The 12,447-nt window shown below is 71.3% G+C and carries 9 protein-coding genes; all 9 read right to left on the bottom strand.

The genetic code is table 11. The annotated features are described in order from the left end of the window. Positions 1–3 precede the first annotated feature (3 nt). Positions 4–2,829, bottom strand: coding sequence for a preprotein translocase subunit SecA (gene secA / locus AC3X7R_RS07470; RefSeq protein WP_489964947.1), 2,826 nt, complete (start codon positions 2,827–2,829; stop codon positions 4–6). 141 nt (positions 2,830–2,970) lie between these two features. Continuing rightward, complete coding sequence (locus tag AC3X7R_RS07465) at positions 2,971–4,158, bottom strand: winged helix-turn-helix domain-containing protein (protein WP_489964946.1); 1,188 nt, start codon at positions 4,156–4,158, stop codon at positions 2,971–2,973. Continuing rightward, positions 4,158–4,835 (bottom strand): response regulator, encoded by a 678-nt coding sequence (locus tag AC3X7R_RS07460; RefSeq protein ID WP_489964945.1) that lies wholly within the window; start codon positions 4,833–4,835, stop codon positions 4,158–4,160. The genes AC3X7R_RS07465 and AC3X7R_RS07460 overlap by 1 nt, the downstream gene beginning before the upstream one ends. Positions 4,836–4,913: 78 nt before the next feature. Beyond that, positions 4,914–5,531, bottom strand: a complete 618-nt coding sequence (gene hpf, locus AC3X7R_RS07455) for a ribosome hibernation-promoting factor, HPF/YfiA family (protein ID WP_489964944.1) — start codon at positions 5,529–5,531, stop codon at positions 4,914–4,916. A 359-nt stretch (positions 5,532–5,890) separates the two neighbouring features. Further along, a complete protein-coding gene (locus tag AC3X7R_RS07450) occupies positions 5,891–6,676 on the bottom strand; it encodes a ComF family protein (protein WP_489964943.1) in 786 nt (261 codons plus the stop codon). Positions 6,677–6,776: 100 nt separating this feature from the next. Next, positions 6,777–8,534 carry an LpqB family beta-propeller domain-containing protein gene (locus tag AC3X7R_RS07445; protein WP_489964942.1) on the bottom strand — a complete coding sequence of 586 codons (1,758 nt, stop codon included), beginning with the start codon at positions 8,532–8,534 and terminating at the stop codon, positions 6,777–6,779. After that, positions 8,531–10,141 (bottom strand): MtrAB system histidine kinase MtrB, encoded by a 1,611-nt coding sequence (gene mtrB, locus AC3X7R_RS07440; protein WP_489964941.1) that lies wholly within the window; start codon positions 10,139–10,141, stop codon positions 8,531–8,533. The genes AC3X7R_RS07445 and mtrB overlap by 4 nt, the downstream gene beginning before the upstream one ends. 10 nt (positions 10,142–10,151) lie before the next feature. Next, positions 10,152–10,856, bottom strand: coding sequence for an MtrAB system response regulator MtrA (gene mtrA, locus AC3X7R_RS07435; protein ID WP_489964940.1), 705 nt, complete (start codon positions 10,854–10,856; stop codon positions 10,152–10,154). A 98-nt stretch (positions 10,857–10,954) separates the two neighbouring features. Next, positions 10,955–12,385 carry an adenosylhomocysteinase gene (gene ahcY, locus AC3X7R_RS07430; RefSeq protein WP_489964939.1) on the bottom strand — a complete coding sequence of 477 codons (1,431 nt, stop codon included), beginning with the start codon at positions 12,383–12,385 and terminating at the stop codon, positions 10,955–10,957. Positions 12,386–12,447: the final 62 nt, after the last annotated feature.

Below are 12,447 nucleotides of genomic sequence, written 5' to 3'. Positions count from 1 at the left end.
GCGTCAGCCGTTCGCGCGGGCCGTCAGCCCGGTGGGCCCGCCGGGAGCGCCGTGGCACTTCTTGAACTTCTTGCCCGATCCGCAGGGGCAGTCCGCGTTGCGCCCCACCCCGGCATACGGGTCGTCGACGCTTCCGGCACCCTCCGCGGAGACCTCGACGTCGCCGTCCTCGGACGGGGCGGAGTAGGTGAGGCGCTGGGGGCGCGACGGCTTGTCGAGCCCCTTGGCGCGAACCTGCGGGGCGTGAGCCGCCGCTGCGGCCATGTCGATCGCGCCGACGGGCTGAGCCGGGGCCTCCTCGACCTCGGGGGCCTCTCCGGCCCCGTCGTCCTCCTCCACCTCGACGTCGAGGTGGAACAGGAAGCCGACGGACTCCTCCTTGATGGCGTCCATCATGACGGCGAACATGTCGAAGCCCTCGCGCTGGTACTCCACCAGCGGGTCGCGCTGCGAGTACGCGCGCAGGTAGATGCCCTCGCGCAGGTAGTCCATCTCGTAGAGGTGCTCGCGCCACTTGCGGTCGATCACGGAGAGCACCACACGCCGCTCCAGCTCGCGCATGACCTCCTCGCCGACCTCGCTCTCGCGCCGGTCGTAGGCCGCCTGCGCGTCGGCCCGCAGCTCGCGGTCGAGCATCTCGCGGGTGAGGTTGGCCCGGCCGCCCGCGCGCTTCTCCAGCTCCTCCAGCGTCACGGTCATCGGGTAGAGCTGGCCCAGCGCGGTGCCGAGCGCCGCCAGGTCCCACTCCTCGGCGACGTCCGCGGTGGCCGCGGTCACGTAGGCGCTCACCACGTCGTCGATGAAGGTCCGGATCTGCTCCTCGAGGTCTGCCCCCTCGAGCACCCGACGCCGCTCGGCGTAGATGACCTCGCGCTGCCGGTTCATCACGTCGTCGTACTTGAGCACGTTCTTGCGGGACTCGAAGTTCTGCGCCTCGACCTGTCCCTGGGCGCTGGCGATCGCGCCGGTGACCCGCTTGTTCTCGATCGGGACGTCGTCGGGCACCTTGAGCACCTGGAGCACCCGGTCGACCCAGTCGGACTTGAACAGGCGCATCAGCTCGTCCTGCAGGGAGAGGTAGAAGCGGCTCTCCCCCGGGTCGCCCTGACGACCCGATCGCCCGCGCAGCTGGTTGTCGATGCGGCGGGACTCGTGCCGCTCGGTGCCGATCACGTAGAGACCGCCGAGCGCCGTGACCTCCTCGTGCTCGGTGGCGACCTGCGCCTTGGTCCGCTCGACCGCCAGCGGCCACTCCGCCTCGTAGGCCTCCGCGGTCTCGCCGGTGGGCTCGAGGCCCTTCTTGCGGAGCTCCTGGTCGGCGAGGAACTCGACCGAGCCGCCCAGCATGATGTCGGTGCCTCGACCCGCCATGTTGGTCGCCACGGTGACGGCGCCCTTGTGGCCGGCCTGGGCGACGATCTTCGCCTCGTCGGCGTGCACCTTGGCGTTGAGCACCGAGTGCGGGACCCCGCGGGCGCGCAGCGCCCTGGAGAGCAGCTCGGACTTCTCCACCGAGACGGTGCCCACCAGGATCGGCTGCCCCTTGCGGTGGCGCTCCTCGATGTCGTCCACCACGGCGGCGAACTTCGCCTCCTCCGTGCGGTAGACCAGGTCGGGCTGGTCGACCCGGGACATCGGCTTGTTGGTCTCGATGGGCACCACGCCGAGCTTGTAGATCTTGTCGAACTCGCTCGCCTCGGTCATCGCCGTGCCGGTCATGCCGGAGAGGGTGTCGTAGAGGCGGAAGTAGTTCTGCAGCGTCACCGTGGCGAGGGTCTGGTACTCCTCGCGGACGGTCACGCCCTCCTTGGCCTCGATCGCCTGGTGCAGGCCGTCGTTGTAGCGGCGCCCGGCCAGCATCCGGCCGGTGTGCTCGTCGACGATCAGCACCTCGCCGTCGATGACGACGTACTCCTTGTCGTTGCGGAACAGCTCCTTGGCCTTGATGGAGTTGTTCATGAACGAGATCAGCGGGGTGTTGACCGAGTCGTAGAGGTTGTCGATGCCGAGGTGGTCCTCGACCTTGGTGATGCCGGGCTCCAGGACCGAGATGGTGCGCTTCTTCTCGTCGACCTCGTAGTCCACGTCGCGGACCATGCGGGCGGCGATCTTGGCGAACTCCGCGTACCAGTGGACCTCGTCCTGGGTCGGACCGCTGATGATGAGCGGCGTCCGGGCCTCGTCGATGAGGATCGAGTCCACCTCGTCGACGATCGCGAAGTTGTGGCCGCGCTGGACACAGTCCTCGATCGCGTCGGCCATGTTGTCGCGCAGGTAGTCGAAGCCGAGCTCGTTGTTGGTGGCGTAGGTGATGTCGCAGTTGTAGGCCTCGCGGCGCTGCGCGGGGCGCATCGAGGGCAGGATCACCCCGGTGGTCAGCCCCAGGAAGCTGAAGACGCGACCCATCATCTCCGACTGGTACCTGGCCAGGTAGTCGTTGACGGTGACGATGTGGACGCCCTTGCCGGCGAGCGCGTTGAGGTACGCCGGCAGCGTCGCCACCAGGGTCTTGCCCTCCCCGGTCTTCATCTCCGCGATGTTGCCCAGGTGCAGCGCCGCGCCGCCCATGATCTGCACGTCGTAGTGGCGCTGGCCCAGCACCCGCTTGGCGGCCTCGCGCACGGTGGCGAAGGCCTCCGGCATCAGGTCGTCGAGGGACTCGCCGTCGGCCAGTCGTCCCTTGAACTCGTCGGTCATCGCGCGCAGCTCGTCGTCGGTCATCGCGACGAAGTCGTCCTCGATGGCGTTGACGGCCTTGGAGATGCCCTGGAGCTGGCGGACGATCTTGCCTTCGCCGATGCGGAGGAGCTTGTCGATGATGGCAGGCACGTACACGGACTCCTGAGTTGACGGGGACACACTGGTTGGCGGAACCACCGGTGGGGTCTCGGGGACAGGCGCTGACGCCGACCCCGTTGGCCATCGTAACGGGCACAGGCACGCACACAATCGCAAGCGAGCACGATGGCCCTAGCGGCCCAGCACCGGGACCAGGTCGCCCCCGCCCTTGAGCACGACCTCCTCCAGTCCCAGCCAGCCCGCGAGCCGCACCAGCTCGGCGCCCAGCTCCTCCGCGACCTCGGCGGGGGCGCCGGCCTCCCGGTACGCCGAGAGGACCTCCAGCACCCGGGTCCGCCGCTCGGCCCGGAGGTCGACCCGGGCGACCAGCCGGTCGCCGAGCAGGAACGGGAGGACGTAGTAGCCGTGGACGCGGCGGTGGGCGGGGGTGTAGATCTCGATCCGGTAGTGGAACCCGAAGAGCGCCTCGGCCCGCGCCCGCTCCCAGACCACGGGGTCGAAGGGGCTCAGCAGCGCCCGGGCCTCCACCCGCCGCGGAAGGCGGCTGCCGACGTGCCGGAACGCCGGCCGCTCCCAGCCCTCCACCGTGACCGGCTCCAGCTCCCCGTCCTCCACCAGCGACGCCACCGCGAGCCGGGTGTCCGCCACCGACATCCGGTAGTAGTCGCGCAGGCACGCGAGGCTGGCCACCCCGTGGGAGCGCGCGGCCCGACGGACCAGGTGGCGGGCGGCCTCCTCCCGGCTCGGCACCGGCGCGGCGAGCACCTCGGGCGGGAGGACCCGCTCCGGCACGTCGTAGCGCACCTCGAAGGAGGGTGTGCGCCCCGCGATCGCCAGGTCGCCGACCAGGAAGAGGCGGTCCAGCACCTTCCGTGCGTCGGACCAGTTCCACCCCCAGTGCTCGCGGGTCCGAGACCCGCCCAGCTCGCCCTCCAGCTCACGCGCCGTGACCGGGCCGCGCTCACGCACCAGGGCGAGGACCCGGGGCTCGAGCTGAGGATCGGCACCGAGGCCCCACTTGCCCCGGGTGCTGCGGTAGTCCTCCATCCGGTGCCGCATCCAGGGCCACAGCTCGACCGGCATCAGTGCCTGGACGTGCGCCCAGTACTCCACCAGCCGCCGCGGCCGGCTCTCGGCGGCGCGACGCAGCAGCGCGACGTCGTACGGCCCCATCCGCGAGTAGAGCGGCATCCGGTGAGCACGTTCGAGGACGTTGACGGAGTCGACCTGGAGCACCCCGGTCCGGTCCACCGTGCGCACCAGGGTGCGCATGGTCGGCACCGCGTGCGGGGGGTCCGCGAAGCCCTGGGCGGCCAGGGCGATCCTCCTGGCCTGCGAGCGGGAGAGAGCGGTGGCCATCAGGGCAGCTCGAGCAGCTTCTCCTTCACCGCGTACATGACCGCTTCCATCCGCGAGTGCAGCTGGAGCTTCTCCAGCATGTTGCGGACGTGGTTCTTCACGGTGTTCTCGGAGATGAAGAGCTGGCGCGCGATCTCGCGGTTGTTCAGCCCCTTGGCGACCAGCCGCAGCACCTCCAGCTCCCGCTCGGTCAGTCGCAGGCCGTTGACCTGGTTGCGCTCGGGCTTGGACATCTGCTTGAACTCGTCGATCAGCTTCACCGCCATCGACGGGGAGATCAGCGACTGGCCGTCCGCGACCACCCGGATGCCCTGGGCGACCTCCTCGATCGAGGAGTCCTTGAGCAGGTAGCCGGCCGCGCCGCTCTTCACCGCCTCGTAGAGATCGGCCTCCTCGTCGGAGACGGTCAGCATGATCACCTTGGCGGACGGGTTGTCGTCCTTGATGGCACGGCAGGCCTCGATCCCGCTGCGCCGCGGCATCCTGACGTCCAGCAGCACCACGTCGGGGGCCATCGAGGCCGCGAGCTCCGTGGCGGCGACACCGTCCCCCGCCTCGGCGACCACCTCGATGTCCGGCTCCTGGGTCAGGAGCATCGTGAGCCCCCGGCGGAAGAGCTCCTGGTCGTCGGCGACGATCACCCGGAGCGGCTCGGCTGTCTCTGTTGGCTGCGTCACAGCGGCATCATGACAGATGCCCCACGCCGCACGGGCGCTGATGCGCTCGTTGCGGCACGGGGCATCCGTGCGGATGGGTCAGGACGCGACGTTGAGGGCGATGACCCCGTAGTCGTAGCCGTGGCGCCGGTAGACCACCGACGGCCTCTCGCTCTCCTTGTCGACGAAGAGGTAGAAGTCGTGACCGACCAGCTCCATCTCGTAGAGAGCCTGGTCGAGGGTCATCGGCAGCGCGTCGTGCGTCTTCTCCCGGACCACGAGCGGTCCGTCGCCGGTCACCGTGATCGGGCCGACCTGGCGCTCGGCCACCTCGTCGGACTCCACCTCCTCCTCGACCGGCGGCTCGGCGCCCGCCAGCGCCTCGCCGACCGACACCGGCGTACGCCGGCCGCGGTGGATCCTCCTCCGGTCGGCCGCCTTGCGCATCTGGGCCATCATCTTGTCCACCGCCAGGTCGAGCGCGGCCATCTTGTCGTCGGCGGCCGCCTCCGCACGGATCACCGGCCCCTTGGTGAAGGCGGTGAGCTCGACCCGGACCGCGCGGTCCTGCTGACGCGGGTTGCGCTCTGCCGAGACCTCCACCTGCACGCGGATGATTCTCTGGTCGTGCTTCTCGAGTCGGGACAGCTTCTCCTGCACGTGCTCTCGGTACCTGTCCGATACCTCCACGTGCCGCCCCGTCACCACTACGTCCATGAGAACCTCCGATTCGTCAGTTGCTACCTCGTGAACAACCGGGAGTGCGCCACGGCGACCGTGGCTCCCGGCGTCTGGCATGAAGTCCGTCCGGCCGACCTGGTCTTCGTCCCCACAATCGCCTGCTGAAGCGTTCGCAGCTTCTCCGCCACTACTGGCCTTCTCCCGGCGGACGCCGCATCTGGCGGCGGCGCCGAGGCAGGACTTACTTCTAAGCCGCACCGTGATCGGCTTCCCGGACGAGCCGGGAGAGCCTTACGTGGACCGTTTCGCCTGCGACTGGCATCGGCTTGCCGCCAGGGCGCATGCAGCGTCCCGACGACGCAACCACGGACCCGGACGGACTCCATGACCAGACGCTATCCCGTCCGTGGTGAGCGTGCACGGGCCCCCTCCGATCCGTGCCGCACGCTCCCTGCCACCAGGCGCCGGACAGCCGCGACGGTGGCGATCCCCGCCACCTCCACGCCCACCGCCTCCAGCGCGCGCTGCGCCTCCCGGGCGGTCGCCCCGGTGGTGAGCACGTCGTCGCAGACCACGACCAGACCGCCGGGTGCGCGGCTCGCGACCCGCCGCAGGGCACGGCCCGAGACCCACATCGACCCGGCCAGGTTGCGCGACCTCGCGGCGGCGTCGAGCCCGGCCTGGTCCCGCACCCCGCGGTGGGACCGGAGCACATCGGCGACCAGGACCCGGCGAGGGGCGAGCGTGCGGGCCGCGACCCGCACGATCCGTCCCGTCGGGTCGTCCCCCCGGCCGCGGGCCACGCCCGGGCGGGAGGGCACCGGCACCAGCAGCAGGTCCGCGACCCCGCCCCCGGCTCCCGGCGACCGGTCCACCGGCGACCGGTCCACCGCGGCCGCCACCGCCAGGGAGAGCAGCCGGCCGAGCGGCGCGCCCAGACCGAAGCGGGACTCCTCCTTGTGGTCGATCACCAGCCTGCGCACCAGTCCGGCGTACTCGCCGGCCGCCCAGGGCGGAGCGAGGCCGGGCGGGGCTGGCACCGGCCGGGCCGGCACCGCTTCCACCGGCAGCAGCACCCGGCAGGCGGGGCACAGCAGCCGCCCAGGACGGCCGCACCCCAGGCACGAGCTGCCGACGACCAGGTCCAGACCGTGGTCCAGCAGCGTTCCCCGCGTAGTCACCGGGCCAGTGCAGCACCATGACGCGGCAGCGCCCCGGCGCTACCCGCCGGGCTGGGGACGACGACCCGAGCACCGGGCCTGTGCACCACGAGCGGCCGGCTCAGCCGACGTAGCCCAGCCAGCCGATCTGCTCGTCGAGCGGCGGGACCCGGCGCACCGGGTCCACCAGGTCCGTGACGCCGTCGGCTCCGACCGCGTAGAGGCCGAGGCCCCGCTCCGGGGAGCTCACCAGGGTGCCCGAGCGGCCCCGGATCCGCGAGGTGCCCCCGGTGTCGAGGTCGCCCGGCGCCCCCTCGACCGGCACCGTGCGCACCTGGGCGAGCTCCCCGGTGATGCCGCTGATCAGGGTCACCGAGGACGGTGACCGCCAGCCGACGTCCTTGATCCGGGGACCGGGGTCCCGGCCGAGGTCGATCTCCCGGGCCCGGGCGACCCGCAGGACCCGCCCGCTCTCGTCGTGGAGCACCCGGCTCACGACGAGCCGGTCGCCGGCCGGCTCGCGCACCACGGCCACCAGCCGGGAGCCGTCGCGCGAGACCAGGAACGAGCGGACGTCGCGGCCCGACATCCCCGGCACCTGCAGGACGCGCCGCTCGCCCTCGAAACGCATCCCCACCCGGGCGCCGGCGGGGGTCCGGTCCACCCACCAGAGCCGGTCGGCGAAGTCCCAGGCAGGGGGAAGGAGGTCGGAGGCACCGGAGACGATCTCGAGAGGCTCTTCCTCCACGTCCTCCACCGGGCCCAGCAGGAGGGAGCTCCCGGAGGCGGTGACCGCAGCGGCCTGCTGGCTGGAGAGGCTGATCCCGAGCGAGCGCAGCTGGAGCCGGCGGGTGCCGAAGGGACCGGAGGCGGCCTCCAGGTCGTCCAGCCGGCCTCGCACCAGGAGTCCGTCACGCAGCGCGAAGAGATCGGAGCTGGAGCCGTGACCGGCCGGGTCGAAGCGCGTCCCCGCGGAGGGGTCGACCTCCGGCTCCCCGCCTGGCAGCGGCACGGGGCGACCGTTGAGGGTGATCCGGAAGGCCCTGATCCGCGGCTCCTGGCGCAGCGTCCAGGCCAGCTGCGCCAGCATCTCCTCGGAGACGAGGTCCGCGGCGCGGACCCCGGGCGGCCCGTCCAGCGCGACCTCCGCGAGCCCGCCGCCGTCGATCGGCACCGAGGGCGCGAGGCTCAGGCCCGGCGGGACGGCGCTGCGCACGACCTTGTCCAGCCCCGGGGGAGGCCCGGCCAGGAGGCCGCGGACCAAGGTGGTGGCGAACTGGTCACCCTTGGGCACGTAGACCGGCTCCGGCACCAGGATCCGCCCGGTCGGATCGAGGAAGTGCAGGGAGGCCCGCTCGAACCGGTCCTCGAACCAGGAGTCGGGGACCACCATCGCGTCGGGCGCGGCGTCGATGCGCCACTCCCCTCCCTCGAGGGTCAGCGGGAACTGCAGGCGCGCCTCCTCCGCCACCAGCGAGCGGGACCAGGCTCCCCATGAGTCGTAGGACTCGCCGTCCACCAACGGGATGGTGACGACCCGGTCGCCTCGCGGACTGCCGAGGTCGGAGTAGGTGATGGTGCCGCCCTCGGGCTTCCAGCGCTCCTGCGCCTGACTGGTCAGGTACTGCGCGGCCACGGTCGTCTTGATGGGGGTGGCCTTCATGGCCTCGAGGAAGCCGGCCACCACCTCGCGCGACGACGCACCCGGCTCCGGCGGGCGGGGGTCGTAGAAGGTCCCGGGCTCGGTGTCCCCGGAGTCCGGGTTCTCCACCTCGGCGATCGGGCCGGAGACCGGCATCGCCACGCACCCGGAGAGGAGCACGACCAGAGCCAGCAGGGTGAGGCCGACGGCGGCCCGCCAGCGCGCGGGCGAGGTCATGCCGGCACCTCGTCGTCGGTCGGCACCAGCGGGAGCGGGCTGTGGCGCAGCGAGTCGCCGCAGCGCCGCGGCAGGGTCAGGCGGAACTGGGCACCCTCGCCGAGCCGCCCCCACGCCTGGAGCCAGCCCCCGTGCAGGTGCGTGTCCTCCAGCGAGATCGAGAGCCCCAGGCCGGTGCCGCCGCTGGTCCGGGCGCGCGCCGGGTCGGAGCGCCAGAAGCGGTTGAAGACCATGGCGGCCTCCCCCGGCCCCAGGCCCACCCCGTAGTCACGCACCGTGATGGCCGCCGCCTCCGCGTCGGCTCCGACGTGCACCACGATCTCCTTCCCCTCCGCGTGGTCGATGGCGTTGGTGATGAGGTTGCGCACGATCCGCTCCACGCGTCGCACGTCGGCCTCCGCCAGGCACGGATGGCCCGGGTCGACGACCAGGACGCGGGTGCTCCGCTGTGCCGCCAGCGCCTCGGTCGCCTCGGCGACCCGGTGGGCGACGTCGACGAGGTTGACGTCGTCCACCTCGAGGACGGCGGCACCGGCGTCGAACCGGCTGATCTCCAGCAGGTCGGCCAGCAGGACCTCGAAGCGGTCGAGCTCGGTCTGCAGCAGCTCGGCCGCCCGGGCGGTGACCGGGTCGAAGTGCTGGCGACCGTCGTGGAGCACGTCACCGGCCATCCGGACGGTCGTCAGCGGCGTCCGCAGCTCGTGCGAGACGTCGCTGACGAAACGACGCTGCAGCCGGCTCAGCTCCTCGAGCTGCCGGATCTGCCGCTGCAGGTTGGAGGCCATCTGGTTGAACGAGGTGGCCAGCCGCGCGAGGTCGTCCTCGCCGGTGACCCGCAGGCGCTCCTGGAGGTGCCCCGCCGCCAGCCTCTCGGCCACCTCCCGCGCCAGCCGCACCGGGGTCACGACCTGACGGGTGACGAGCCAGGCGACGCCGGCCACGAGCACGACCAGCAGGGCGGCGGCCGTGACCAGCGCACGGGTGACCAGGGCCAGGGTGTCGGCCTGCTCCGAGAGCGGGAAGAGGTAGTAGAGGGTGTAGGTCTCCCCGTCGGCCGGCAGGGTCACCTGGGACCCGACGGCGATCCCCGGGCCCGGCTCCACCCCCACCACCGGACCGGTGGTGCGGATGGTGGTGTAGGTCCACGCGGGTGCGCTGCGCTCGGAGAAGCGCGCCTCCAGCGAGCGCGGCACACTGGACTTGTCGAGGTTCTGGGTGAACTGCGCCCCACCCCCGGCCAGGGTGCTGCCGGAGGCGAGCGGGGCGGAGAGGATCACGGCGAACCCCCGGCTGGCGCCCCGCGCGATGATCGGCTCGATCAGGTCCTGCCGCTGGCCGGCCGCGTCGACGTCGGTGCCGGTGGCCGACGTCAGGCGGGTGCGGGCCTCGGCGGTGCCGTTGGTCGCCTCCGTGACCACCCGCTCCACCCGCCGCTCGAGCAGGCCGTCATGCACCTGCTGGAGCAGGAACCACCCCACCACCCCCACCACGAGCGTGGTGAGCACCAGCGTGCTGGCCACCACGCGGGCCTGGATGGACCTGCGCCAGATGGTGAGGCCACGACCCAGCGCCGCCGGAACCCTGCTGAGGGGACGGTCGAGCGCCATCACCGCATCATCAGGACTTGCCGGCCTTGTAGCCCACGCCGCGGACCGTCAGCACGATCTCGGGGTTCTCCGGGTCGTGCTCCACCTTGGACCGCAGCCGCTGCACGTGGACGTTGACCAGCCGGGTGTCCGCGGCGTGGCGGTATCCCCAGACCTGCTCGAGCAGCACCTCCCGGGTGAAGACCTGCCAGGGCTTGCGCGCCAGGCAGACCAGCAGGTCGAACTCCAACGGGGTCAGGTTGACCGCCTGCCCGTCCCGGGTCACCGAGTGCCCGGCGACGTCGATCTCCAGGTCGCCCACCGTGAGCGACTCCGAGGGCGCGTCGTCGAAGCGGCGCACCCGGGCGCGGATCCGGGCGACCAGCTCCTTGGGCTTGAACGGCTTCACCACGTAGTCGTCGGCACCCGACTCCAGGCCCAGCACCACGTCGATGGTGTCGCCCTTGGCCGTCAGCATGACGATGGGGACGCCCGACTCGGAGCGGATCTCCTTGCAGACGTCGATCCCGTCGCGGCCGGGGAGCATCAGGTCCAGCAGCACCAGGTCGGGGCGGTAGCTGCGGAAGGCCGCCAGGGCCTCGTCACCCCGGGTGACCATCTGGCTGTCGAAGCCCTCTTGGCGCAGCACGATGGTGAGCATCTCGGCGAGGGATGCGTCGTCGTCGACGACCAGGACCCGTCCACGGGTGGGCGGGTCGACGACGTGCAGGCTCATGGGGGCCATTGTGCCAGCCGGGCCAGTGCGACCGTTCCGGGACGTCGCGGAGGGCGCCCCTGACGGGACGCCCTCGGCGACTGGGGACTGCGACCGGCTCAGTAGCGGTACTGGTCGGACTTGTAGGGGCCCTCGACCGAGATGCCGAGGTAGTCGGCCTGGGACGAGGTCAGCTCGGTGAGCCGGACGCCCAGCGAGGCGAGGTGCAGGCGGGCGACCTCCTCGTCGAGGTGCTTGGGCAGCACGTAGACGCCGACCGGGTACTCCTCGGGCTTGCTGAAGATCTCGATCTGCCCCAGCACCTGGTTGGTGAAGGAGTTCGACATCACGAACGAGGGGTGACCGGTGGCGTTGCCCAGGTTGAGCAGGCGACCCTCGGAGAGCACGATGATCGAGTTGCCCGCCGGGAAGGTCCAGATGTCGACCTGCGGCTTGACGTTCTTGCGCACCGCGACGCCGTCGGCCTCGAGGCCGGCCATGTCGATCTCGTTGTCGAAGTGGCCGATGTTGCCCAGGATCGCGTTGTGCTTCATCTTGCGCATCTGGTCGACGGTGACGACGTCCTTGTTGCCCGTCGCGGTGATGATGATGTCCGCGACGTCCACGACGTTGTCGAGGGTGTCGACCTGGTAGCCGTCCATCGCGGCCTGCAACGCGCAGATGGGGTCGATCTCGGTCACGATGACCCGGGCGCCCTGGCCGCGCAGCGACTCCGCACAGCCCTTGCCCACGTCGCCGTAGCCGCAGACCACGGCGACCTTGCCGCCGATGAGGACGTCGGTGGCGCGGTTGATGCCGTCGATCAGGGAGTGCCGGCAGCCGTACTTGTTGTCGAACTTGGACTTGGTGACCGAGTCGTTGACGTTGATGGCGGGGAAGAGGAGCGACCCCTCCTTCATCATGTCGTAGAGGCGGAGCACGCCGGTGGTGGTCTCCTCCGTCACGCCCTTGATCTCGCCCGCGATGCGGGTCCAGCGGTCCTTGCTGTGGCGCAGCGACTCCTGCAGGACCTCGAAGATGATCCGCTGCTCGCCCGACTGGGCCGAGGCGGGGTCCGGGGCCACCCCGGTCTTCTCCGCCTCGACACCGAGGTGGACCAGCAGGGTGGCGTCGCCGCCGTCGTCGAGGATCATGTTGGCGAACGTGTCACCGGGCCAGTCCAGGATCTGCTGGGTGCACCACCAGTACTCCTCGAGGGACTCGCCCTTCCAGGCGAAGACCGGCACGCCGGCGGGCTCGTCGGCGGTGCCGTCGGGTCCCACCACGATGGCCGCGGCCGCGTGGTCCTGGGTGGAGAAGATGTTGCAGGAGGCCCACCGGACCTCGGCGCCGAGCGCGACCAGGGTCTCGATCAGGACCGCGGTCTGGATGGTCATGTGGAGCGATCCCGCGATCCGCGCGCCGGCCAGGGGCTTGGAGTCCCCGTAGCGCTCGCGCATCGCCATCAGCCCGGGCATCTCGTGCTCGGCGAGCTGGATCTCTGTGCGGCCATACTCAGCCAGGCTCAGGTCGGCGACCTTGAAGTCCATGGGTACCCCTCCGTAGTGCGTCGTGCGTGGTCCGCACGTGCCGACGAGCGTAGGACCGATTC

Source organism: Nocardioides sp. Z22_16, assembly GCF_058134365.1.
This window is presented reverse-complemented; position numbering and strand designations above follow the sequence as displayed.

Excerpts from the sequence above, each read along its gene's own strand:
- AC3X7R_RS07465 (WP_489964946.1), bottom strand. The coding sequence starts at position 4,158 with ATGGCCACCGCTCTCTCCCGCTCGCAGGCCAGGAGGATCGCCCTGGCC.
- hpf (WP_489964944.1), bottom strand. The coding sequence starts at position 5,531 with ATGGACGTAGTGGTGACGGGGCGGCACGTGGAGGTATCGGACAGGTAC.
- AC3X7R_RS07445 (WP_489964942.1), bottom strand. The coding sequence starts at position 8,534 with ATGACCTCGCCCGCGCGCTGGCGGGCCGCCGTCGGCCTCACCCTGCTG.
- mtrB (WP_489964941.1), bottom strand. The coding sequence starts at position 10,141 with ATGGCGCTCGACCGTCCCCTCAGCAGGGTTCCGGCGGCGCTGGGTCGT.
- mtrA (WP_489964940.1), bottom strand. The coding sequence starts at position 10,856 with ATGAGCCTGCACGTCGTCGACCCGCCCACCCGTGGACGGGTCCTGGTC.
- ahcY (WP_489964939.1), bottom strand. The coding sequence starts at position 12,385 with ATGGACTTCAAGGTCGCCGACCTGAGCCTGGCTGAGTATGGCCGCACA.